Source organism: Kitasatospora sp. NPDC048545, from assembly GCF_040651155.1.
Classification (GTDB): Bacteria; Actinomycetota; Actinomycetes; order Streptomycetales; family Streptomycetaceae; genus Kitasatospora.
Genome location: NZ_JBEZIQ010000003.1, coordinates 237,869 through 261,271 on the forward strand (window position 1 = coordinate 237,869; position 23,403 = coordinate 261,271).

Genomic DNA, 23,403 nt, shown 5'->3' on the forward strand with positions numbered 1-23,403 from the left:
CGTGTGGGCGCGCCCTGACCACCCAACGATCTACGACGTGCCCTGGTCCGCGCCAGTCTTGATATGCGAGACGCCGGTCACCAGCCCGGTGAGGGCGGGCCGGGGCCGGCGTCGTGGCCGCACGGTCGGGCGGTGGAACGCCCGCCCCGGGGTGTCAGGCCAGGCCCAGCTCGTCGCCCTCGCGCGGGGCGAGGAAGCGGGCGACGTCGACCGCCGTCACCCCGGCGAGCGCGGCGGGCTCCCAGCGGGGGTTGCGGTCCTTGTCGATGACCTGGGCGCGGATGCCCTCGACCAGGTCGTGGCCGTCCAGCGCGGCGCAGGAGACGCGGTACTCCTGGTCGAGCACGGCCTCCAGGGAGGGGAGCGTACGGGCCCGGCGCAGCGCGGCCAGGGCGGCCTTCACGGCGGTGGGGGAGTTGGCGAGGATCAGCTCGACGGCTTCCTTCGCCTTCGGGACACCGGAGTTCAGCAGGTGCTCGACGATCTCCTCGGCGGTCTCGGCCGCGTAGCAGGCGTCGATCCAGGTGCGCTGCTCGGCCAGGGCGGCGGGCGGCGCGGGCTCGGCGTGCGCGGCGACGACGGCGTCGACGTCGGCGGTGGTGGGGCCGGTGGCCGACGCGGCCGGGTCGGTGCCACGGGCGAGGGCGTCGAGGAGCTCCGGGATCCGCGCCGAGGGCACGAAGTGGTCCGCGAACCCGCACAGCAGTGCGTCGCCCGGGCCCATCGAGGCCGAGGTGAGCCCGAGGTGGATGCCCAACTCGCCCGGGGCGTGGGCGAGCAGGCGGCTGCCGCCGACGTCCGGGACGAGCCCGATCCGGGTCTCGGGCATCGCGACGGTGGAGCGCTCGGTGACGATCCGGACCGCGCCGTGGGCGGACAGGCCGACGCCGCCGCCCATCGTGATGCCGTCCATCACCGCGACGTACGGCTTCGGGTAGCGGGCGATCAGGGCGTTCAGCCGGTACTCGTCGCGGAAGAACGCCCGGGTGCCGGCACCGCCGGCCTTGGCGTCGTCGTGCATCGCGCGAATGTCGGCCCCCGCGCAGAGTCCGCGCTCGCCCGCGCCGGTGAGGACGACGACGCGCACCCGGTCGTCCGTGGCCCACTCGTCCAGGGTCGCGCGCACGGCGGTGATCATGCCGTGGGTCAGTGAGTTGAGCGCCCGCGGCCGGTTCAGCACGATCCGTCCGACCCCGCCGTCCAGGAATGCCTGGACCTCCGCCACCTCTGCGCTCATCGGGCCCGCTCCCGTCCCCTTCGTGAGGTCCGTCCGCCGTCGCGCGACGTCCGCCGTCCTCCGTTGTCCGCTGCCGACGCCCACCGTACCGGGGGCGGTGCGGAGTTGTGATCACCGGGCCGGAACGGGGGCTGCGCCCGGGAGCGCCGCCGGAGCGCGGGAGGGTGAGGGAGGGAGCGGTCGGATCCCGGGGAGACGGATGACAGCTGACAGATGATGAAATCTGTCAGCTGTCATCCGTCATCTGTTATCTGTCACCCGTCATCCGGCACCCGCCGCTTGCCGCCGGCCATCCGTCGGGGATGGGCGCCCGTCGTCAGCCCCGGACCCGCCCGGTCACCTCGCCGAACCCGACCACGGTGCCGCCCGCCCCGGGCGCGGTGGCGGTGATGACGACCTCGTCGCCGTCCTCCAGGAAGGTGCGGGTGGTGCCGTCCGGGAGCTTCAGCGGCTCCTCGCCGTTCCAGGTCAGCTCGATCAACGCACCCCGGGTCTCCGGCTCCGGCCCGCTGACCGTCCCGGAGGCGAACAGGTCGCCGGTGCGCAGCGAGGCGCCGTTGACGGTCATGTGGGTCAGCTGCTGCTGCGCCGTCCAGTACATCCCGGCGAACGGCGGGCGGGAGACCAGGTGCCCGTTCAGCCGGACCTCCATCGCCAGGTCCAGGCCCCACGGCTCGCCGCCCCGGTCGTCCAGGTATGCCAGCGGCTCGACGTCGCGCGCCGGCGGCGTGACCCGGGCGTGCTGCAGCGCGTCCAGCGGGACGATCCACGGCGAGATCGAGGTCGCGAAGGACTTGCCGAGGAACGGGCCGAGCGGCACGTACTCCCAGGCCTGGATGTCGCGCGCCGACCAGTCGTTGAGCAGGCAGACGCCGAACACGTGCTCGCGGAAGTCGTCCAGCGTGACAGGCCGGCCCAGCTCCGAGGGCGCGCCGACGACGAAGCCGACCTCGGCCTCGATGTCCAGGCGGCGCGAGGGTCCGAAGGTGGGCGCCGGGTCGGCGGGCGCCTTGCGCTGCCCGTGCGGCCGCACCACCGGCGTGCCGGAGACCACGACGGTGCCCGCCCGTCCGTGGTAACCGATCGGCAGGTGCTTCCAGTTGGGCGTGAGCGGCTCCGAGCCGGGGCGGAAGATCCGGCCGAGGTTGGTGGCGTGGTGCTCGGAGGCGTAGAAGTCGACGTAGTCGGCGACCTGGAACGGCAGGTGCAGTTCGACCTCGTCCACCGGCAGCAGCGCCGGCGACAGCGCCTCGCGGAAGGACTCGTCGGTGAGCCACCCGGTGAGGTCCGCCCGCACCCGGGTCCAGACCGGACGCCCCGCCGCCATCAGCGGGTTGAGCGAGTCCGCTTCCAGCAGTGCCGAGGGCGCGCCGGCCGCGCGGGCGGCCGCCCCGGCGTCCAGCACGAAGTCCCCGACGCGCACGCCGATCCGCCGCCGACCGGGCTGGTCGGCGGCGGTGAAGACGCCGTACGGCAGGTTGTGCACGCCGAACGGCGAGTCCTGGGCGCTGGCGAGCCAGCTGCGGGGGGTGGTCAACGGTCCTCCTGGTGCGGTGGAGTGGGCGACGACAGCAGGCCGAGCGCGGCCAGGTCGCCCAGGGGCTCGGCGATGCTGCAGGTTCCGAAGGCGGTGAACGAGTTGCGGATCACGGTAACCTGACGATCGGTCAGTGTGTGCACCGCCTTGGCCAGGGCCTCGCCGTCGCGCTCCGCCAGCACCGCTACGGCTGCGGCCGGGTCGGTCTCCTGCGCGGCCAGCAGCACGTTCAGGAAGCCGTGGTGCTCGAACCCGGTCTCCGGGTCGGTGTGCCGGACGGCGTTGTGCAGTCCCGCCGTGCACTTGTACGGCAGTCCGCGCTGCGCGCAGCCGGTCAGGAAGGCGGCCAGCTCCGCCTCGTCCGGGAAGGCCTCGGCGACCAGGCCGCCGGTGCGGAACTTCGCCCGGTACGGGCTGTCCACCAGCACGTCCAGGACGGCCTCCAGGTCGTCCCCGCGCAGGAGTTCGCGCGGGAGCTCGACGGCGGCCGGGACGTCCGGCGGCAGCAGTCGGTCCAGTGCGGCGACCGCCTCGGCGGCGTCCCGGGTGGCCAGTTCGACGCCGGCCAGTCCGAACGGCGCGGCGGCGGCGAGCGCCCCGGCGAGCTCGGCGCTGCCCCCCGGCAGCACCAGCCCGACCCTGAGCGGCGCGACGCCCGCCCCCGCCGGACCGCCCGAGCCGGCCGGACCGCCCGCCTCCGCGGAACCGCCCGCGGCGGCCGTCACCGCCGGGCCGGCGTCCACCGCCGCGGCCAGCTCGCCCAGCCGGCCCGCCCCGCAGAGAAGCGGGCCGACCGCCTCGGCGTACCAGGCCGCGCGATGGACGCGGTGCGCGGGCACCGCCTCGGCGACCGGCAGGTTCCCCGGCGGGAACACCGCCGCGTCGTCGAAGAGCCCGTGGAACAGCTCGGGGATGACACCCCCCGGAGGCAGGCCGTTCATCGCCCGGGCCCCCGACCGGCCCAGGTCCAGGCGTAGTTGTCGTCCTCGCTCGCCCGGCCGCCCTCGCCGAGCTCCAGCGGGCGGAAGGTGTCCACCATGACGGCGAGCTCGTCGAAGAACTCCGCGCCGATGCTGCGCTCGTACGCGCCCGGCTGCGGCCCGTGGGTGTGCCCGCCGGGGTGCAGCGAGATCGACCCCTGGCCGATGCCCGAGCCCTTGCGCGCCGCGTAGTCGCCGCCGCAGTAGAACATGACCTCGTCGCTGTCCACGTTGGCGTGGTAGTAGGGCACCGGGATCGACAGCGGGTGGTAGTCCACCTTGCGCGGGACGAAGTTGCAGATCACGAAGTTGTTGCCCTCGAACACCTGGTGCGCCGGCGGCGGCTGGTGGATCCGGCCGGTGATCGGCTCGAAGTCCCGGATGTTGAAGGCGTACGGGTAGAGGCAGCCGTCCCAGCCGACCACGTCGAAGGGGTGGTGCGGCACGGTGTAGCGGGTGCCCGAGACCCCGTGCGGGCCACGGTGCTTGACCAGCACGTCGACGTCCCCGGGGGCGTCGACCACCAGCGGGCCGACCGGCCCGCGGAAGTCCCGCTCGCAGTACGGCGCGTGCTCCAGCAGCTGGCCGTACTTGGAGAGGTAGCGCTTGACCGGGGTGATGTGGCTGTTCGCCTCGATGCAGTACGCGCGCAGCGGCTCGTCACCGGCGGGCACCCAGCGGTGGGTGGTGGCGCGCGGGATGATGACGTAGTCGCCCTGGCCGACCTCGATCGAGCCGAACACCGTCTCGACCGTGCCCGAGCCGGACTCCACGTACACGCACTCGTCGCCGAGTCCGTTGCGGTACAGCTCGCTGGGGGCCCCGGCGGCGACGTACGAGATCCGCACGTCGCCGTTGCCGAGGACCAGCTGACGGCTGCTCACGACGTCCGCGGACTTCCACTCCTGGCCCGCGAACAGGTCGTGCAGCTTGAGGTGACGGGGGAGCAGTGGATGGTTGGGCACCGTGGACTGGTCCGGGAGCTCCCACGGCACCGCGTTGACGACGGCCGAGGGGATGCCCCGGTGGTAGAGCAGCGAGGAGTCCGAGGAGAACCCCTCCTCGCCCATCAACTCCTCGTAGTACAGGCCGCCTTCGGGAGTGCGGTGCTGGGTGTGTCGCTTGGGCGGGATGCTGCCCAGCTGCCGGTAGTACGCCATCTCCGTGGTCCTCCTCGACCGTTCGTCAGAGCTCTCCGACGCTCACAGGTTGCCGCGTCGGTCCTGCTCGCGCTCGATGGACTCGAAGAGCGCCTTGAAGTTGCCCTTGCCGAAGCCCAGCGAACCGTGGCGCTCGATGAACTCGTAGAAGACGGTCGGGCGGTCGCCGATCGGCTTGGTGAAGATCTGCAGCAGGTAGCCGTCCTCGTCGCGGTCGACCAGGATGCCGCGCTTCTTCAGCTCCTCGATCGGCACCCGGACCTTGCCGATCCGCTCGCGCAGCTCCGGGTCGTCGTAGTACGCGTCGGGGGTGTTGAGGAACTCCACGCCGCGCGCACGCAGCACGTCCACGGTGGTGAGGATGTCGTTGGTGGCGAGCGCCATGTGCTGGCAGCCGGGGCCGGTGTAGAACTCCAGGTACTCGTCGATCTGGGACTTCTTCTTGGCGATGGCCGGCTCGTTGAGCGGGAACTTCACCCGGTGGTTGCCGCTGGCGACGACCTTGGACATCAGCGCGGAGTACTCGGTGGCGATGTCGTCGCCGACGAACTCGGCCATGTTCACGAAGCCCATGACGCGGTTGTAGAACGACACCCACTCGTTCATCCGGCCCAGTTCGACGTTGCCGACGGCGTGGTCGAGGGCCTGGAAGAGGCGCTTGGGCGAGCCCTCCGGGTGCTTCACCTTGCTCTCGGCGACGACGTAGCCCGGCAGGTAGGGGCCGTGGTAGCGGGAGCGGTCGATCAGGGTGTGCCGGGTCTCGCCGTAGGTGGCGATGGCCGCGCGGCGCACGGTGCCGTTCTCGTCCGAGACGTCGTTCGGCTCCTCCAGGACGGTGGCGCCGGACGCGCGGGCGTGCTCGATGCACTTGTCGACGTCCGGGACCTCCAGGGCGAGGTCGACGACGCCGTCGCCGTGGCGGCGGTGGTGGTCCAGCAGGGCACTGCCCGGCTGGACGCCGCCCTTGATCACGAAGCGGCAGGAGCCGGAGCGGAGCACGTACGCCTTGCGGTCGCGGCGGCCGGTCTCCGGACCGGAGTAGGCGACCAGCTCCATGCCGAACACGACCTGGTAGAACTGGGCCGTCTGGGTGGCGTTGCCGACGACGAAGACGACCGCGTCCTGGGCCGTGACCGGGAACGGGTCGGCGGCCGCGTCGTGCTCGACGAGGCCGACGAGGCGGCGCAGCTGGTCGGCGTCAAGACCGGCCTCGCGCTCCTCGGGGGTCAGCTCAAGGGCGTGGGACTGCGTGGTCATCGGTCGTTCCTCCACTTCGGGCCTCGGCTTTGAGGCTTCCGCTGGATCGCGGCCACACCGCGGATGGGTGGGCGGTGCGGTTGCGGAGAGCTTGCTCCTGTCGGGGTGGTTGGGCAACAGGTCGGTTTTTCACTGCTCAATGTGTACAAGCTGAACAGATTTTCCCAGCTCACACTGCGCAAAATGTGCTGCCGATCCGGGGTGATGCACGAAGTCTGCGCAATCGGTGTTCACGGGTCGTTCAGGGGTTCCGGGTGTCGGACCGGTGCCCGGCAAGGTGTCGCAGGAACCAGTTCCGGGCCAGCTCAGCGACCTCGTCGAGGGCTCCGGGCTCCTCGAACAGGTGGGTCGCGCGCGGCACCACCACCAGTTCACTCTCGCAGCGCAGCCGGCTTCCGGCCCGCCGGTTGAGGTCGAGGACCGTGGTGTCCAGGGAGCCGACCACGAGCAGCGTCGGCGCGCTGACCCGGCCCAGTGCCTCCGCCCCGGCGAGGTCCGGGCGGCCGCCCCTGGAGACCACGGCGCGCACGGCCGGGCCCAGTTCGGCAGCGGTGTGCAGCGCGGCGGCGGCGCCGGTGCTGGCGCCGAACAGGCCGAGCGGCAGGCCCCGGGTCTCGGGCACGGGGGCGTCCCCGGTGCCGTTCCCGGCACCCAGCCGCCGGGCGACGGCGGTCAGCCGGGAGCCCAGCAGCCCGACGTCGAACACGTTCCGCCGGTCCGACTCCTCCGCCTCGGTGAGCAGGTCGAACAGCAGCGTGGCCAGCCCGGCCCGGTTCAGCCGGTCGGCGACGTGGCGGTTGCGCGGACTCCGCCGCCCGCTGCCGCTGCCGTGCGCGAAGACCACGACGCCGCACGCGCCCGCCGGGACGGTCAGCCGGCCCGCGAGGCCGGCCCCGGCGGCGGGCAGCACCAGCTCGCGGTCGACCCCGTCCCCGGACTCGTCCCCGCCCTCCTCACCGCCGGCCCGGTCCCTGCCCTCATCGATCCCGTTCCCGGCCCCGTCCCCGGCCCCGTCCCGCTCCCGCGCGCGGGCCTCGGCGAGCAGCCGCAGCACCTCCTCGTCCTCGGTCTGCGAGAAGTCGGCGTAGAACTCGCCGATCGCGAAGAACGGGGACGGCGTGTCGACGCAGACCAACTCGTCGGCGACCTCCTCCAGACGGTCGGTCCAGTCCACGGGCGCCACCGGCACGGCGAGCACCACCCGGGCCGCGCCCCGCGCCCGGACGATCCGGCAGGCCGCCCGGGCGGTGGACCCGGTGGCGATGCCGTCGTCCACCACGACGACCGTGCGCCCGCGCACGTCCGCGGGCGGGCGGTCGCCCCGGTACCGGCGGGCCCGCCGCTCCAGCTCGGCGCGCTCGCGCCGCTCCACCCCCGCCAGTTGGTCATCGGTGACCGAGGCGAGCCGGATGACCTGCTCGTTCAGCACCCGGACGCCGTCCTCGCCGATCGCCCCCATGCCCAGCTCGGGCTGGTACGGCACGCCGAGCTTGCGGATCACGCAGATGTCCAGCGGTGCCCCGAGCGCTACGGCCACCTCGGCGGCCACCGGCACCCCGCCCCTCGGCAGCGCCACGACGACGGTCCCGGGGCCGCCGAGGCCCCCGAGGCGTGCGGCCAGCCGCCGGCCGGCGTCGGTGCGGTCGGCGAAATGGGTGAAGTGGGATCCGGTGACGTGCATGACACGACCTCCGGTTCCACCGTACGTCGTTCCGGGGGCCGGGAGGGCCCGGGCCCGGGGTCGGCCAGGGCCGACCTGGGCCGGGCCGGGGGCCGGGGGCCGGGTCGGGCTCGGGTCGGGCTCGGGTCGGGACCGGGTCGGGCAACGCGTGGGATCGGGCCGGGAAGCGACTGGGATCGGGCCCGGCGCGGGCCGGGATCACGTCGGGATCGGGCCGGGATCACGTCGGGAACGGGCCGGGATCACGTAGGGAACGAGCCGGGACGCAACCCCCGTGCGGCCGGGACAGCGGGCGCCGGACCGTGGATCGCAGAGGCGGACCGCAGGGCCCGCCGGCGACCGGAAGGAGCGCCCGACATGCCGGGCACCGTCATCACCGACCTGCGCCGACGCGGCGCCGTCGACCCCGGCCGCATGCTCGCGGGACCGCTGCGCGGCGTCGGCCTGCAACGGCTCGAACCGGGCCGCAGCACCGAGGTGGCCGCCGACGGCGTCGAGCACGCGCTCTACGTCACCGCCGGCTCCGGACTCGCCGAACCTCCCGGGAACGCACTGCGGCGCGACGCCTCGCCGGACGACCGTGACGACGGGCCCCGCGACCGCGGCACCCCCCTCGTCGAGGGCACCGCCGTGGTCCTCCCGCTCGGCACCCGGACCGTCCTCACCGCCGGCACCGCCGGGATGGAGTACTTCCACGCCGTCCTGACCGTCCCCGCCGACGTCCGCACCCCTTCGAGCGGAGATGAACCCGCATGATCGTCACCACCGACACCGGCGCCGCCATGGTCGTCCTCGGCCCGAACGGCGAACGCGTCCGGATCCGCTCCCTGGCTCGGCGCCCGATGCTCGCCAGCGCCTGCGAGGCCTTCGACCACCTGCGGCTGAGCCCCGGTGCCCACCACGAGCTGACCGGGCGGCCCGATGCCGAGACCGTCCTGCACGTGTTGCGCGGCGCCGCCGTGGTCGGCCGGCTCACCGACGAGCCGGACCACCTCGCCTCCGAAGGCGATCTGCTGCTGGCCCGTCGGGGCCGCACGCTGCAGCTCGAAGCCGGGCCTCTCGGCGCCGAACTGCTCTGTCTGACCCTCGCCGTCCCCCGGCACACCGCCGGCACCCGCGCCGCCCTGGCCCGGCGCCGTGCCGCCCGCCGGGACCGGCCCTGACCCACCCGCCCGCCGGGACCGGCCCTGACCCACCCGTCCGTCCCCGACCGGCCCTGCCAGTCCCCGTTCGAGGAGACCTCTCGTGATCGTCGTACCCGCGGCCGTCCCCCGCACCGCGCCCGTCCTCCGGCGGCTGATCGACCCGGACCAGCGGCCCGCCGTCCGCGCCGGGCTGACCGTCGAGACCTTGCCGCCCGGCGTGCGGGTCGACCAACTCCCCTACGAGTCGGCCGAGTCGGTGACCGTGGTGCTGTCCGGCCGGCTGTTCGCGGCCGGCCGGATCCTCTCCCCGGGCGAGGCGATGCACCACCGGCCCGGCAGCAGCTGCCGGCTCACCGCCGTCCGGGGAGCGCCGACCACCGTGCTCACCGTCCGTCCCACCCCCTCCCGGGGGGCCATCCCGGCCCAGCGCTCGGGCCCGGAGTCCGCCAAGACCTGGCGGCAGGTCGACGTGGGCGTCGTGGACCTCGACCCCGGCGGCCTCTGCGGGCCGTACGAGGACCGCGCGGCCGACGCCTTCCTGCTGGTCCTGTCCGGGGCCGGGGCCTTCCTCGGCGAACTCGGCGAGGTGCCCGTGCGCGCCGGCGACCTGGTCTACGTCAGGGCGAAGGAGCGGTACGGCCTCCGGGCCGGATCGCGCGAACCGGTGACCGTCGTGCTGGGCCGGATCGGCGCCCCCGGCGCCGAGTCGGGACCGGAATGGGACACCAAGCCCATGCGCTCGGGGCGCGTCCGTCCGCAGAGTTGAGACCGGGCGATCGACCTCGATCGGTCTCTTGGAAGATCAAGGAGTACCACCTCATGGCAACGAACCCGCTCACCACGGCGATCTGTGCGGCCGGCGTGGTCGCGGGCGTGATCGCGGCGGCCACGGCCGTGCGCCATGCCTGCTCGTCCCCGGCCCCGGCCTCCGGCGGCAGCAACGCGCTGTCGCGAGGACCGGCCCCGACCCCGACCCCGACTCCGGATGGCGGTGGCATCGGCTGTCAGACCGGTACGTGCACGAAGCCGCCGACCCCCGGTGCCTGACCGACCCGAACGGCTGATCCCGGCCGACGAATAACGGCGAACAGCTGACGGATTCCGAAATCCGTCAGCTGTTCGCCGTTCGCTGCCTGCCGTCCGTCGTCCGTCATCTGCCGACTGCTGCCCGGTCCGCCGTCGGGCCCGTCACCGGTCCGTCGTCGCCGAGCGTGGCAGTACCGCCAGCACCTGTGTGCCCCGGTCCGACGGCAGCGACCGGACCGAGCAGTGCCCGCCGATCTCCGCCGCCCGGTCCGCCATCGACCTCAGCCCCACCCCGCTGCCGCCGTCCACCGGGGAGTCCCCGTCCGGCCGGTACCCCACCCCGTCGTCCCGCACCGTCAGCGTCAGCGCCTCGTCGTCCACCCGCAGCGTCACCAGCGCCGTCCGGGCCCGGGCGTGCCGCAGCACGTTGTTGAGCGCCTCCGCCGTGATGCGGTACGCCGCGACCTCCACCGCCGCCGGCAGCTCCGGCAGCGGCTCGGGCGACAGCTCCGCCGTCACGGTCAGCCCCGTCCCGCTGAAGGTGTCCGCCAACTGCCGGACCGCCCGGGCCAGTCCGAACTCGCCGAGCGGCGCAGGCCCGAGCCGGTCGGTGATCCGGCGGACCTCCTTGATCGTCATCCCCAGGCCGTCCGAGACCCCGCGCAGCGTGTCCGAGAGCCCGTCGTCGGCCGACGTGGCGGCGTTGTCCACCCGCAGCCGCAGTCCGGCCAGCGCCGGTCCCAGTCCGTCGTGGATGTCCCGCCGCAGCCACCGCCGTTCCTCCTCCCGCGCGGCGACGATCTGCTCCCGGCTGGCCTGAAGGTCCTCCTGGAGCCGCAGCGAGGCCACGGCCGGCGAGGCCTGGTCGGCGAGCGAGCGCAGGATGTCGATGTCGCTGGCCTCCAGCCGCTCCTCGCCCGCGCGCAGGCCGACGGTCAGGTCGCCGATCGGCAGCCCGTTGTGGACCAGTGCGAAGTCCTGGCTGCGCCCGTCCAGCCGTCCGGCGATGGCCAGGGTGCGCCGCCCGGCCCTGGTGGTGACGGCGAGGGTGACCCCGGGCAGCCGCAGTTCCTCGGCGACCGTCGCGCACAGCGCCTCCGGCAGTCGCGCGGGGTCGACGACCTGCCGCAACCGCCCGGCGAGCGTGCGCACCACCTGGTAGGGCTGCGCACGCTCGCCGTAGTACAGCCGGTCGACCAGGGCGACGACCCGTCGCGCCGCCCGGGGCAGGACCGCGCCGAGCGCGTACATCAGGGCGATCAGCAGCAGGGCCGCCCCGCCGTGCCCGGGCAGCAGCCAGGTGGAGAGCACGGCGGCGGCGACCACGAACAGCGCGGTGACGCCGGTGCCCAGCATCAGCCCGATCAGCACGCTGCGGGCCGCCCGGTCGAGCCGCCAGCCGTGGTCGCGGACGACCAGGAACGCCACCGCGAGCGCCCACACCAGCCCGGCGACGGCGAACAGCGAGTAGCTGCGCCAGTAGTGCGCGGTCCAGGTCCGCGAGTACATGTCCTGCATCCCGGCCCAGAGCAGGTATGCGCCGAGCATCGCCGCGACCCGCAGCCGGTGTCGGCGCAGCTCCTCCGGGTCACCCTTGTGGCGGCGCGGACGCAGCAGGCGGGTCAGCAGGACGACGGTGACGATCGCGATCAGGCATTCGCTGACCAGCAGGTCGTGGCCGCCGAGCGCGTCGGTGGCGACGCCGAAGTAGTGCGCCGGGGCGTTGCCGGCGAACGGGTTGGGCCGCCCGAAGGCCTTCGGCAGGGCGAGCCGCTGGGACATCTCCGGGACCACGAACACGGCCACGGCCGCGATGTACCACCACCAGCGCCGCGTCGTCAGCCGGCCGTCCGGCAGCCAGAGCGGGAGCACGTAGAAGATCGTCACGTTGACCGATCTGCAGAGCGCGTCGAGGACGGCGACGGCGCCGACGATGCCCGGGTCGGTGACTTCGACCCAGACCGGCGCGGCCGCCGTGAACTCCACGATGTCGGTCAGCGCGTAGACCAGCATGACCCAGCCGAGGGGGCTGCCCGGGCGGTGGGCGTGCAGCAGCATGCCCGCCCCGGCGGTCGGCAGGGCGTAGACCAGGATGGCGAGTTCGTCACGCGGTTGGTGGACGTTCGGATCGCCCAGGTGCACCAGCACGTAGCAGATCCACAGCGTCGCGGCGACGAGGCAGACCGCGGTGACGACTGCCGCGGCGGTGAGCTGTCGTTGGGCCGGCGTGCGACGCCGGGCGGGGGTCGGCGTGCTCATGGCACCACCTCGCAGTCAGGCCGGGCCGGCGGGACGGACCCCGGTGGGTACGGACCCCCGGCGGTGCGGACTCCCGGTCGGCGGGCCGGCCGGCGGCGTGGACCAAACCGGATTCCAGTTTCGAGGGCCCGGTGTCCCGGGCGCCTGAGGCAGCGGTCTCGGATCCTGTCCCCGGTTCCCGGTTCCGGTGCCGGATCGGTTCCCGCACCGCCCGCCACGCGGACGACTTCCGAGCATGTCACGGAAAGTAGCCGGTTCGCCGCTGGTAGTGTCGGCCGTGTGGATGAAGAACAGTCGGGGGCACCCTCGGGCCCGGTCGCAGCAGCGCCCGTCCGTGTACTGATCGTCGACGATCACCCCCTCTTCCGGGAGGGTCTCAAGGCGGCGCTGGAGAGTGCCGCCGGCGTCCTCGTGGTGGCCGAGGCCGAGCGGGTCGCCGATGTGCCGGAGGCGGTCGACCGGCACCGCCCCGACGTGGTGATCATGGATCTCTCGCTGCCCGACGGCTCCGGGCTGGAGGCCGTGCGCCGGCTCGCCACCCGGGAGGCGCCGCCGCCGGTGCTGATGCTGACCATGTCGGACGACGACGGCAACCTGCTCGCCGCGCTCCAGGCGGGCGCGCGCGGCTACCTGGTCAAGGGCGCGGGCCGGGAGGAGGTGCTGCACGCGGTCCGGACGGTCGCCGCGGGCGGCGCGGTGTTCGGCGGCGAGGTGGCCGGGCGGATCACCGCCCTGCTGGCCGGGGCCCGGATGCGCGAGGCGGGGCAGCTGTTCCCGGACCTCACCGCCCGCGAGGCGGAGGTGCTGGACCTGGTCGCGCGCGGGCTGGACAACCGGCGGATCGCCCGGGAGCTGGTGGTCGCGGAGAAGACCGTCCGCAACCACATCACGCACATCTTCGAGAAGCTGCACGTCGCCACCCGCGCCGAGGCGGTGGCCCGGGCCCGGGACATGGGCCTCGGGGACGGCTGAGGCGCCGCGCCGACGCGCTGACGCACCGGCTCGGGGCCTCGCCGACGACCGACGTAACGGCTCGGGGCCTGAGGGCCCGAAGCCCCCGGGGCGCGTAGCCGTCGCGGCGGACGTGAAACCGGGGGTGCCGGTCCGCCGACCGGCACCCCCGGGGCCCTTCAGGCCTGCGATCCCGTTACGGCTGCATCTCGTACGCGCCGGAGAGCGCCTCGACCTGCTCCCACACCCGGGCGGCCCGTGCCGCGTCCGACACCGGGCGGCGCACGTTGGCCAGCGCCCAGGCGGCCTGCTCCTCGGTGGTGGAGGCCTTGCCGTGCAGCTCGGTGGCGTGCGCGGAGAAGTCGCGGACCAGAGCGTCGAAGAGCTGGTCCAGCACGTCGCCGCCCGCGTCGGACGCCGTGAGGCCGGTCAACTCGGCCTGCTCCAGCACCAGCTGGCCGTAGACGATCAGCGCGAACAGCTGGCCGATCTCCAGCAGGAAGTCCAGGTCGGCCTGCTGCTCCTTGCTGGGCGCGTGGCTGAGAAGCAACTCGCAGAAGCTGTCGGCCTGTTCGCGGAACCGGGCGACGTTGGGCAGCTGCGCGTGGCGGTCGTAGGCGGCGCGCCAGTCGTGGAAGCGGATCGCGCCGAGGCCGCGGGCCGGGCCCTGACGGAACAGGAAGGCGTCGTCGGCGGCGTCCAGGCGGGTCGGCACCGGGGCGTAGTCGGCCGGGGCGAACAGGTAGTTGCCCATGAACTTGAGGATCAGCGCCAGGTTGACGTGGACGGTTCCCTCCAGCTTCGGCAGGCCGCGAATGTCCTTCGCCGCCTTGTCGAAGTAGGTGTCCGCCTCGAAGCCCTTGGCCGCGATGACGTCCCACATGAGGTCGATGACCTTCTCGCCCTCGGTGGTGACCTTCATCTTGGTCATCGGGTTGAACAGCAGGTACCGGCGGTCCTCGGCGGAGGCGGTGCGGAAGTAGTCCACGGCCCGCGCGCTGAACAGCTTCATCGCGACCAGGCGGACGTACGCGTCGGTCAACTCCCGCTTGACGTGCGGGAAGTCGGTGACGTTCCTGCCGTACAGCACCCGGTTGCGGGCGTGCGTGACGGCCTCGTACATCGCGTGCTCGCAGATGCCGACGGAGGCGGTGCAGAGGTTGAACTTGCCGACGTTGACGGTGTTCAGGGCGGCGTCGAAGGCGGCCTGGCCGGTGTGCAGCACGTCCTCGGCGCGCACCGGGTAGTCCTCCAGGCGGAACTCGCTGACGTACATCTGGGCGTTCACCACGTTCTTGACCAGGTGGTACGCCTCGTGGCGGCTGTCGGCGGCGAAGAAGACGTAGCCCTCGGGGCCCTCGACGTCCGAGCGGCGGCCGAACACCGAGACCAGGCCGGCCACGTTGCCGTTGCCGATGTAGTACTTGGGGCCGGTCGCGGTGAAGCCGCCCTCGCCGTCCGGGGTGAGGATCATGTCGGTGGAGTAGATGTCGGCGCCGTGGGAGCGCTCGGAGAGGCCGAACGCCATGACGTGGCCCTCCGCCAGGAGCTTGGCGGCGCGGGCCCGGACGGCCTCGTTCTCGCTCTGCCAGACCGGGCCGAGACCCAGGATGGTGACCTGCCAGGTGTACCAGTAGCCGAGGCCGTAGAAGCCGAGGATCTCGTTCAGCTCGGCGATCCGCGCGGTGTCCCAGCGCTTGTCGGGGTCGGCCGCGGACGGGGTCAGGAACTCCGCGAACAGGCCTTCCTTCGCGGCGAATTCGAGGAAGTCGGCGTACCAGGTGCGGTCGATGTAGGTGTCGATCAGCGCCTTCTTGCCGCGGGACTCGAACCAGTCCACGGTCGCGCGCAGCAGCCGGCGGGTCGGCTCGTCGAACTGTGCGGGGTCGTAGGTGCGCGGGTTGAAGAGCATCACGGGGCTCCTGGGTGTCGAGAGGGGCGAGGGTGTGGGCCGTCAGGACGGCCGGTCGCCGGCGAGGCGGCGCAGGGTGGCGAGCACGTCGTCGAGCCAGGCGAGGGTCATCCGCTCGAACTCGATGCCGCCGCGCAGCACCACGTGCTGCAGTTCCTGGCGGGTGCCGAGCGCGTCGAGGTCGGGGAAGTCCCGCTGCTCGCCGTGCAGGTAGCGGGCGAGCAGGGCGGCGTGGCCCTCGCGGTGGCGTTCGACCTCGGGGATCAGCGCGGCCGGGTCGTCGAAGGCGGCGGCCCGGATCTTGACCGCGAGCTCGTGCCGGACGGTCTCCGGCTCGACCGGCTGCCGCAGCCAGTCGGACAGCGCGGCCCGTCCGGCGTCGGCCGCCGAGTAGACCTTCTTGTCCGGGCGCCCGTCCTGGGTGACCTCCTGCGCGGCCACCCAGCCGTCCGCTTCCATGCGCCGCAGCACCCGGTAGATCTGCTGGTGGGTGGCGGTCCAGAAGCGTCCGATGGAGCGGTCGAAGCGCCGGGCCAGCTCGTAGCCGGAGCCGGGCTGTTCCAGCAGCGAGACGAGGATCGCGTGCTCCAGTGCCATGACCCGCATCCTGCTATGCAACGAGTTGCATAGGCAATGGCACCCCGCGACGTTGAGACGCAGGTCACCGGCGTGATCGGATGGTTATCGATCATTACCGGCAATTGGGTGCAAAACGTTAGAGAAGGGACAGAATGGGTACGAGGCACGCGCCTTTACGGGCGAAGGCCTTCCACGTTCCGGACCACAGGAGGTGGTATCGGTGGCAACCCATATCCCGACGGGCATGGAGCACCATCCGGACATCGTCGAACTGCGCGAACACTACGAGCGGGTCACCTCGACCCCCCGCGCCCAGGGCATCGAAGCCCTGGCCATCCTGGCCGGCCTCTTCCTGGCAGCATCGCCATGGATCGTCGGCTTCACCGCGTTCAGCACCCTGACCGTGACCTGCCTGATCGTGGGTCTGGCCTACACGGCGCTGATGGCCGGCTACGGCTCGGCCTACGAACGCACCCACGCGAGGGCCTGGGCGGCCACCGCGCTCGGTGCCTGGACGATCATCTCCCCGTGGGCGGTCTCCGGTTCCGCCGCGCACGGCAAGAACATCGTCACCTGCATCATCGTCGGTGCCGTGATGTTCCTGCTCGGACTCGCGGCGATCTCGATGGCCACCATGACGTCGAACGGAGCGGCAATGCGGCGCGGCCGGGCCGGCCGAGCCCGGGGCTGACCTTCCCCGCAGCCCTGCCCGGGGCGCGGAGGGCGCGACCGCCCACCGCGCCCCGGGCGCACGTCCGGAGGCCGGGGCGTCCCGGGCCTTCCCGAACTGCCGGGGCGTCCCCGAGCCGTCGGAGCGCCGGAGGCGCCGGGGGTGTTCGGGCCGCTACGGACGGGTCATCCGCAGCACGTCCAGCGCCTCGTCCAGCTGCTCCTCGGTGAGCTTGCCCTGCTCGACGTAGCCGCGCTCCAGCACCACCTGACGGATCGTCTTGCGCTCGGCCAGCGACTGCTTGGCGACCTTCGCCGCCTCCTCGTACCCGATGTACCGGTTCAGCGGCGTCACCACCGACGGCGAGGACTCCGCGTACTCCCGGGCCCGCTCGACGTTGGCGGTGATGCCGTCCACCGTCCGGTCCGCGAGCAGCCGCGCACTGTTGGCGAGCAGCCGTACCGACTCCAGCACGTTGCGGGCGATCACCGGAAGCATCACGTTCAGCTCGAAGTTGCCGCTCGCGCCGGCCAGCGTCACGGTCGCGTCGTTGCCGACCACCTGCGCGGCGACCATCAGCAGCACCTCGGGCAGCACCGGGTTCACCTTGCCCGGCATGATCGACGAACCGGGCTGCAGGTCCGGCAGGTTGATCTCGCCGAGCCCGGTGCGGGGGCCGGACCCCATCCACCGCAGGTCGTTCGCGATCTTCGTGAACCCGACCGCCACCGTGCGCAGTTGACCGCTCAGCTCGACCAGGGCGTCCCGTGCGCCCTGCGCCTCGAAGTGGTCCCGGGCCTCGGTCAGCGGCAGATCGGTGACGCGGGCGACCTCCGCGATGACCGCCGCCGGGAAACCGGGCGGGGTGTTGATCCCGGTGCCCACGGCCGTTCCGCCGAGCGGGAGTTCGGCCACCCGGGGCAGGGTCGCCAGCAGGCGCTCCCGCCCGTGCCGCACCTGCGCCGCGTAGCCGCCGAACTCCTGGCCCAGCGTGACCGGGGTCGCGTCCATCAGGTGCGTACGGCCCGACTTGACCACCCGGGCGAACTCGGCGGCCTTGCGCTCCAGCGCCTCCGCCAGGTGCTCCAGGGCCGGGATCAGGTCGTGCGTCACGGCGGCGGTGGCGGCGATGTGGATCGACGACGGGAAGACGTCGTTGGACGACTGACTCGCGTTGACGTGGTCGTTCGGGTGGACCGGGCGGCCCAGCCGCTCCCCGGCCAGGGTCGCGATCACCTCGTTGGTGTTCATGTTGGACGAGGTGCCCGAGCCGGTCTGGAACACGTCCACCGGGAACTCGGCGTCCCAGCGCCCGTCCGCGACCTCCTCGGCCGCCGACGCGATCGCCTCCGCCGTCGCCTCGTCCAGGACGCCGAGGCGGGCGTTCACCCGCGCCGCGGCGGCCTTGATCCGGGCCAGCGCCGCGATGTGCGCGCGCTCCAGCCGCTGCCCGGACACCGGGAAGTTCTCCACCGCCCGCTGCGTCTGCGCCTGCCACTTCGCGGCGGCCGGCACCCGGACCTCACCCATCGAGTCGTGCTCGACCCGGTACTCCTGCGGCTTCGCCTGCTCGTCACCCATCGCGCGCTGCACCTCCTGTACGGGCCGGTCCGGCCCGGAACGGACATCCGATCACGACAGCCGCGAGCGGGGCCCGGGTATTTCCGGCGGGGGTGTGGGGTTCCGACGGTTCCCACGGCCGGTCCCCGGGTCGGCCGGGTGTCGGCCCTACGGTCGGGGCCGCTCGGCGCGGTCCGGGGCGGCGCGGTCCGGGGCGACGCGGTCCAACTCGGCGCGGACCAGCTCGCCGGGCGCGGTGCCGGCCTGGGCGACCAGCGCGCCGCCGGGGGCCCAGAAGCCGGAGCCGCCCGAGCTGTCCGGGAACTCGCCGGTGGCCCCGGCGGAGGTGGCGAGCACGCACCACACCCCGTGGGCGGTCGCGCGCTCCCGGCCGTGCCCGTCCCGGCGCGCGGCCTGTGCGGGACCGGGCCCGTACAGGGTGGAGGCGACGTACGCGTCGATGCCGAGCGCGGCGGCCTCCTCGGCGTGGGCCGGATCGGCGGCGTCCGCGCAGACGGCGAGGCCGAGCCGCAGGCCGTCCAGTTCCAGGACGACCGGCTGCTCACCGGCGGTGAAGCGTTCGACCTCGGCTCCGTGCAGGCGCGACTTCCGGTAGACGACGGTGACGCCCTCGCCGGTGACCGCCAGGGTGGCGATGGACTCGCGTCCGTCGACGTCCCGGACCGGTGCGCCGACCAGGGCTACGGCCCCGGCCTCGGCGCAGGCCGCGACCAGCGGCGCGAGGCGGGAGTCCGCAGGGTCGACGGCAGGCGCGGTCAGGTCGTAGCCGGTCAGCGACAGTTCGGGGAAGACCACCAGCCGGGTCCCGGCCTGCCGGACGGCCCGGGCGTGCAACTCGACGTTGTCGGACACGGTCTCCGGCTCTCCGGGGGCGACGCAGACGGGCTGGGCGACGGCGACGGTCAGCGGCGCGGACGAGGGCATGGCGGAACTCCTGGCGATCGGGTTCGAGCGGGTGCGTGCCGGACGGGGCCGGACGAGGCCGGACGGGGCCGGACGAGGCCGGAGCGGTTCCGGGTCGGTTCCGGCGGGGTTCCGGGGGGGGGTCTCGGGTGGTCTCGGGTGGTCAAGATCAACCTATGCGCCCGCCGCGAAGCCTCGCAACGGCCGGCCCCGGAGGACGGAAGCGCCGCCTGACCCACGCCCGGGACTCCCACGGGCCGACCGGCCCGCACTCACTCGAACGAGTGAGACACCGGGCGGTCCGCCTCAAACCGCCGTGCGGCCCTTCGTACGCTCCTCCCCGGGGCCGGGGGACCGCCGGCCCGGCCCGGAAGCCGCAACCAGGCCCCGGGGGGACCAGTACAGGGGGCGGACGGATGACCAGGCGACACGACGCGACAGACGGCGCGGACGCGAGGGGCGGAGCCGACGGCGGAGCGGTCGGTGCGGCGGGCGAAGGCGGCGGCGGGACGGAGGGCGGCGCCGCGCCGCGCCGGGGGAGCGGTGCCGGGAGCGGCCTCACCCGGCGGCAACTGCTCGGCGCGTCGGCCGCGCTCGGCGGCGCGGCCTGGATCCTGCGCGGCGCCGTCGGGCCGGACAGCGCTCGGGCCACCACGCCCGCGCCGCCCGGACTCCCCGCCGGCACCGAGCTCTACCAGCGGGTCTTCCAGAACTGGTCCGGCGAGATCCGCACCGACCAGCTGTGGACGTGCGCTCCCCGCACCCCCGAGGAGGTTCCGGCCCTCGCCGACTGGGCGCACGCCAACGGCTGGCGCCTGCGCGCCAGCGGCTACCGGCACACCTGGGCGCCGCTCACCGTCGCCGACCGAACCCCGGAGAGCGCCCGCGTCCTGCTGGTGGACACCAGCCGGCACCTCACCGCCGTCACCGCCGACTCCCCCACCACCGTCCGGGCGCAGACCGGCGCCACCATGGAGGCCCTGCTCGCGCACCTGGCCGGCCGGGGCCTCGGCCTGACCGCGTGTCCGGCCCCCGGCGAGCTCACCCTCGGCGGCGTGCTCGCGATCGGCGGCCACGGCACCGCCGTCCCCGCCGCGGGGGAGGTGCGGCCGGACGGACACGGCTACGGCTCGGTGAGCAACCAGGTCGTCCGGCTCACCGCCGTCGTCCTCGACCCCGACACCGGCCGCTACACCCTGCGCAGCTTCGACCGGTCCGAGGCCGACAGTGCAGCCTTCCTGGTGCACCTGGGCCGGGCCTTCCTCACCGAGGTTGTCCTGCGCGCCGGTGCCGACCGGCCGCTGCGCTGCGTCAGCCGGCTGGACATCCCGGCGAGCGAACTCTTCGCCCGCCCGGGTGCCTCCGGCGGTGACGACGGCGGCGGGCTGCTCGGGGGAGTGCTGGGCGGCGTCCTCGGCGGTGTCCTCGGCGGCGGTGGCGGCGTTCTCGGTGGTGGTGGTGGCCCGCGGACCTTCGCCGAGTTCGTGGAGCGCGACGGACGGGCCGAGGCGATCTGGTTCGCCTACACCGACTACCCCTGGCTCAAGACCTGGAGCGTCGCCCCGGCCAAGCCGCTCGGTTCCCTCACCGTCGACCAGCCGTACAACTACCCTTTCTCGGACGTCGTTCCGGAGCCGGTGGCCCGGCTCGCCGGTCAAATCGTCGCCGGCGCCTGGGGATCGGCCCCGCTGTTCGGTCAACTCCAGTACCTGGTCGCCAAGGTGGCTCTCACCGGTGACCTCACGGACGTCCTCCTGTCCGGAGACCTGCTGCGCGGCCTGCTCACCGGCGACGTGCTGACCCACCTGCTCGCGGGCGGCCTGCGCTCGGACCTCTGGGGGCCCTCGCGCACCCTGCTGCAGTACGTCCGCCCCAGCACCCTGCGGGTCACCGCCAACGGCTACGCGGTCCTCACCCGGCGCGCCGACCTGCAGTGGGTGGTCAGCGAATTCGCCGCGTACTACCGGAAGTCGCTCGCCGACCACCAGGCCCGGGGCGAGTACCCGGTGAACGGCGCGGTGGAGATCAGGGTCACCGGCCTGGACGACCCCGCGTCCTCCGGCGTCCCCGGTGCCCGGCCCCCACTGCTGTCCGCGCTGCGCCCGCGCGCCGACCGCCCGGAGTGGGACACGGCGGTCTGGCTCGACGTCCTCGCCTTCCCCGGCACCCCCGGGCTGGAACGCTTCGCCCGGGACCTGGAACAGTGGCTGCTGCGCACCTTCGACGGTACCCGGGCGGGTCTGCGGGTCGAGTGGTCGAAGGGCTGGGCCTACACCGCCGACGCGGCCTGGTCGGACCGGGACCTGATCGACCGGGCCATCCCCGACAGCCTGCGGGCCGGCGGCGGACCCGGCTGGGACGAGGCGGTCGCCGTCCTGGACCGGCACGACCCGCACCGGGTGTTCGGAAACCCCTTCCTGGACGGGCTGTTGAAGTGACGGCGCCGAGGGATCAGCCGATGTGACGGGCGTCAGAAGCGGCGTCAGATGTGTTCCATCACGATCACCGCCAGGGTGTCGGGGTCGAGGGCACGGAACACGTGCGGGGCGTCGCCCGGGTAGCTGACGTAGTCGCCCGCGCCCAGTTCGACCGGTGCCTCGGTCGGCCCGACCAGGGCGCGGCCGGCACCGATCATCACGTGCTCGACGGTGCCGGGCATGTGCGGGTCGGACGCCCTGGTCTCGCCCGGCTGCGCCTCGATCCGGTAGATGTCGCGCCGGGCGTTGGGCGGGCAGGAGGAGAGCACGGTCGCGGCGTAGTCGGCGCGCTCGGAGTGGGTCACCGGGCCCTCGCCGGCCCGGATCACCTTGACCGCGGGCCGCGGCGGGTCGACCAGTCGGCTGAACGGCACGTTCAGCGCGACCCCGAGTGCCCAGAGCGTCTCCACGCTGGGGTTGCCCGCGCCCGACTCCAGCTGCGAGAGCGTCGACTTGGCGATGCCCGCGCGCCGGGCCAGCTCGGCCATCGAGAGCCCGCTGCGCTCGCGCTCACGCCGGATGGACGCGGCGATCTGGCCGATCAGCTCGGTTCCGGAGCCGCCGGCGGCGGTGGCCGGGGTGGCCGGGGTGGTCTGGTCACTCATGCTCGCCACTCACGCTTTCCTCTGGCTCCTGCGCTGCCCACCGGTTGCCGACGCCGGGTTGCGGCCGGTTCCGCCGCTTCCGGTGGCGCCGGTGCCGTTCATGCTGTCACGGCCGTCCGGACCTGAGGGGAGCCCCGGAGCGGGCGTTCGGTCTGGCGGTCCTATCGTTCGCCTTGACGAACCCGTCGCAGAGGGTTCACTCTAATGGACATGCGTTCGCTACTCCGAACACTGGAGCGTGCCACCCTTCGTGACATCGCTCTGGTCTGCCTGGCCGACGCCCTTGTCGGCGCCTCCTTCGGCGCGATCAGCGTCTCCGGCGGTCTGCCCCTCTGGGTGCCGATCGCGCTCTCCGTCCTCGTGTTCGCCGGCGGTTCCCAGTTCGCGGCGGTCGGCGTCGTACTGTCCGGCGGCGGCGCGCTCGCGGCGGTCGCCACCGGACTCGTCCTCAATGCCCGGCTGCTGCCCTTCGGCTTCACCGTGGCCGACGTCCTCGACGGCCCGGTGTGGCGGCGGGTGCTCGGCGCGCAGCTGATCACCGACGAGACCGCGGCGTTCGCCCTGCAACAGGGCGAGCCGCGCCGCCGCAGGGCCGCGTTCTGGCTCTGCGGGATCGCCCTCTACGTGGTGTGGAACCTCTCGGTGCTGCTCGGCGCCGGCGCGGGCGGGCTGATCGGCGACACGGACGCGCTGGGCCTGGACGCCGCGTTCCCCGCGGTGCTGCTCGCGCTCGTCCTGCCCTCGCTCACGAACCGGCGCACCCGTACGGCGGCGGTGGTGGGCGCGGCGGTGGCGGTCGCGGCCACGCCGTTCGTTCCGGCCGGGCTGCCGGTGCTGCTCGCCCTCGTCGGCCTGCTGTTCGCCGGGCGGCCAGGGCCGGCGGCGGCGGGGTCGGGGCCGGGGGTGGGGTCGGAGTCGGTGGAGGCGCCGGAGCGGATGGCGCCGGTGGAGAAGGAGGCGGTCCGATGATGCCGCTGTACGCCGTCCTGTTGCTGGCCGTCGGGACGTACGCGTTCCGCCTCGCCGGGCCGCTGCTCGGTGGCCGACTCGCCCTCTCGGAGCGGCTGCGGCACCTGCTGGCGGTCGCGGCGGCGCTGCTGCTGGTCGCCCTGGTCGCGACCGGGGCGTTGACCCAGGGTCACGGCTTCGCGGGCTGGGCCCGCCCGGTGGGCGTGCTGGTCGCGGGGGTGCTGGCCCTGCGCCGGGCGCCGTTCCCACTGGTGGTCGTGGCGGGCGCGGCGACGACGGCGGTGCTCCGGCTGTGCGGGGTGGGCTGAGCGGGGTGGGCTGAGCGGGGCCGCCGACGGACGATCGCCGTCCTCGCCGGGCGCAACTGCACCGTCCCGGCCGCCCGTCTGCCCCTGCCCGGACCGTCCGGAGCAGCAGCCGGCCGTCCGCGACGTCCGGGCCCAGGGCCCGCCACCACGCGGTGGCCTCGCCGTG

At 73.7% G+C, this 23,403-nt stretch carries 21 protein-coding genes; 9 read left to right on the top strand and 12 right to left on the bottom strand.

The features are described 5' to 3' along the window. Nucleotides 1–154: 154 nt before the first annotated feature. The 6 genes from AB0D10_RS04750 to AB0D10_RS04775 form a co-directional block, all read right to left on the bottom strand. Nucleotides 155–1,237 carry an enoyl-CoA hydratase/isomerase family protein gene (locus AB0D10_RS04750; protein ID WP_360251244.1) on the bottom strand — a complete coding sequence of 361 codons (1,083 nt, stop codon included), beginning with the start codon at nt 1,235–1,237 and terminating at the stop codon, nt 155–157. Nucleotides 1,238–1,553: 316 nt separating this feature from the next. Then, nucleotides 1,554–2,774, bottom strand: a complete 1,221-nt coding sequence (gene fahA, locus AB0D10_RS04755; protein ID WP_360251247.1) for a fumarylacetoacetase — start codon at nt 2,772–2,774, stop codon at nt 1,554–1,556. Further along, a complete protein-coding gene (locus tag AB0D10_RS04760) occupies nt 2,771–3,715 on the bottom strand; it encodes a hypothetical protein (protein WP_360251250.1) in 945 nt (314 codons plus the stop codon). Before AB0D10_RS04760 ends, fahA begins: the two co-directional genes overlap by 4 nt. Beyond that, nucleotides 3,712–4,914 carry a cupin domain-containing protein gene (locus tag AB0D10_RS04765; RefSeq protein WP_360251253.1) on the bottom strand — a complete coding sequence of 401 codons (1,203 nt, stop codon included), beginning with the start codon at nt 4,912–4,914 and terminating at the stop codon, nt 3,712–3,714. The genes AB0D10_RS04760 and AB0D10_RS04765 overlap by 4 nt, the downstream gene beginning before the upstream one ends. Nucleotides 4,915–4,956: 42 nt before the next feature. Beyond that, nucleotides 4,957–6,171, bottom strand: coding sequence for a 4-hydroxyphenylpyruvate dioxygenase (hppD, locus tag AB0D10_RS04770; RefSeq protein WP_360251256.1), 1,215 nt, complete (start codon nt 6,169–6,171; stop codon nt 4,957–4,959). Nucleotides 6,172–6,412: 241 nt separating this feature from the next. Continuing rightward, the gene (locus AB0D10_RS04775) at nt 6,413–7,852 is read right to left on the bottom strand and encodes a phosphoribosyltransferase family protein (protein ID WP_360251259.1); all 1,440 of its coding nucleotides are present in this window, start codon (nt 7,850–7,852) and stop codon (nt 6,413–6,415) included. 357 nt (nt 7,853–8,209) lie between these two features. On the opposite strand from AB0D10_RS04775, the gene AB0D10_RS04780 reads away from it, so the two are divergent. From AB0D10_RS04780 to AB0D10_RS04795, 4 genes are all read left to right on the top strand, one after another. Continuing rightward, nucleotides 8,210–8,608 carry a hypothetical protein gene (locus AB0D10_RS04780; RefSeq protein WP_360251262.1) on the top strand — a complete coding sequence of 133 codons (399 nt, stop codon included), beginning with the start codon at nt 8,210–8,212 and terminating at the stop codon, nt 8,606–8,608. Further along, nucleotides 8,605–9,015 carry a hypothetical protein gene (locus AB0D10_RS04785; RefSeq protein WP_360251265.1) on the top strand — a complete coding sequence of 137 codons (411 nt, stop codon included), beginning with the start codon at nt 8,605–8,607 and terminating at the stop codon, nt 9,013–9,015. Before AB0D10_RS04780 ends, AB0D10_RS04785 begins: the two co-directional genes overlap by 4 nt. A gap of 82 nt (nt 9,016–9,097) precedes the next feature. Beyond that, nucleotides 9,098–9,763, top strand: a complete 666-nt coding sequence (locus AB0D10_RS04790; RefSeq protein ID WP_360251268.1) for a cupin domain-containing protein — start codon at nt 9,098–9,100, stop codon at nt 9,761–9,763. Nucleotides 9,764–9,816: 53 nt separating this feature from the next. Next, complete coding sequence (locus AB0D10_RS04795; protein WP_360251271.1) at nt 9,817–10,044, top strand: hypothetical protein; 228 nt, start codon at nt 9,817–9,819, stop codon at nt 10,042–10,044. Between the two features lie 141 nt (nt 10,045–10,185). On the opposite strand, the gene AB0D10_RS04800 is transcribed toward AB0D10_RS04795, so the two are convergent. Next, nucleotides 10,186–12,282: an ATP-binding protein gene (locus AB0D10_RS04800; RefSeq protein WP_360251274.1), complete on the bottom strand. Its 2,097-nt coding sequence runs from the start codon at nt 12,280–12,282 to the stop codon at nt 10,186–10,188. A 279-nt stretch (nt 12,283–12,561) separates the two neighbouring features. Between AB0D10_RS04800 and AB0D10_RS04805 the strand changes: the two genes are divergently transcribed. Further along, nucleotides 12,562–13,254: a response regulator transcription factor gene (locus AB0D10_RS04805; RefSeq protein WP_360251277.1), complete on the top strand. Its 693-nt coding sequence runs from the start codon at nt 12,562–12,564 to the stop codon at nt 13,252–13,254. Nucleotides 13,255–13,429: 175 nt separating this feature from the next. Here the strand turns inward: AB0D10_RS04805 and AB0D10_RS04810 are convergent, their stop codons facing one another. Together AB0D10_RS04810 and AB0D10_RS04815 are read right to left on the bottom strand one after the other, a co-directional pair. Next, complete coding sequence (locus tag AB0D10_RS04810; protein WP_360251280.1) at nt 13,430–15,145, bottom strand: acyl-CoA dehydrogenase family protein; 1,716 nt, start codon at nt 15,143–15,145, stop codon at nt 13,430–13,432. A 42-nt stretch (nt 15,146–15,187) separates the two neighbouring features. Continuing rightward, nucleotides 15,188–15,742 carry a PadR family transcriptional regulator gene (locus AB0D10_RS04815; protein WP_360251283.1) on the bottom strand — a complete coding sequence of 185 codons (555 nt, stop codon included), beginning with the start codon at nt 15,740–15,742 and terminating at the stop codon, nt 15,188–15,190. Between the two features lie 226 nt (nt 15,743–15,968). Between AB0D10_RS04815 and AB0D10_RS04820 the strand changes: the two genes are divergently transcribed. Beyond that, nucleotides 15,969–16,415 (top strand): SPW repeat protein, encoded by a 447-nt coding sequence (locus AB0D10_RS04820; RefSeq protein WP_360251286.1) that lies wholly within the window; start codon nt 15,969–15,971, stop codon nt 16,413–16,415. Between the two features lie 153 nt (nt 16,416–16,568). On the opposite strand, the gene AB0D10_RS04825 is transcribed toward AB0D10_RS04820, so the two are convergent. Then, entirely contained in the window at nt 16,569–17,975 is a 1,407-nt protein-coding gene (locus AB0D10_RS04825) for a class II fumarate hydratase (RefSeq protein ID WP_360251289.1), read from the bottom strand. 147 nt (nt 17,976–18,122) lie between these two features. After that, a complete protein-coding gene (locus AB0D10_RS04830; RefSeq protein ID WP_360251292.1) occupies nt 18,123–18,899 on the bottom strand; it encodes a carbon-nitrogen hydrolase family protein in 777 nt (258 codons plus the stop codon). 395 nt (nt 18,900–19,294) lie between these two features. Between AB0D10_RS04830 and AB0D10_RS04835 the strand changes: the two genes are divergently transcribed. After that, nucleotides 19,295–21,316 carry a cholesterol oxidase substrate-binding domain-containing protein gene (locus AB0D10_RS04835; RefSeq protein ID WP_360251295.1) on the top strand — a complete coding sequence of 674 codons (2,022 nt, stop codon included), beginning with the start codon at nt 19,295–19,297 and terminating at the stop codon, nt 21,314–21,316. A gap of 44 nt (nt 21,317–21,360) precedes the next feature. Here AB0D10_RS04835 and AB0D10_RS04840 read toward each other — a convergent pair whose 3' ends face one another. Then, nucleotides 21,361–21,960 (bottom strand): XRE family transcriptional regulator, encoded by a 600-nt coding sequence (locus tag AB0D10_RS04840; RefSeq protein WP_360251298.1) that lies wholly within the window; start codon nt 21,958–21,960, stop codon nt 21,361–21,363. A 210-nt stretch (nt 21,961–22,170) separates the two neighbouring features. On the opposite strand from AB0D10_RS04840, the gene AB0D10_RS04845 reads away from it, so the two are divergent. Both AB0D10_RS04845 and AB0D10_RS04850 read left to right on the top strand, forming a co-directional pair. Beyond that, on the top strand, nt 22,171–22,929 hold the full coding sequence (locus AB0D10_RS04845) for an AzlC family ABC transporter permease (RefSeq protein ID WP_360251301.1): 759 nt from the start codon (nt 22,171–22,173) through the stop codon (nt 22,927–22,929). Further along, entirely contained in the window at nt 22,926–23,237 is a 312-nt protein-coding gene (locus AB0D10_RS04850; protein ID WP_360251304.1) for an AzlD domain-containing protein, read from the top strand. Before AB0D10_RS04845 ends, AB0D10_RS04850 begins: the two co-directional genes overlap by 4 nt. The last annotated feature ends 166 nt before the right edge of the window (nt 23,238–23,403 follow it).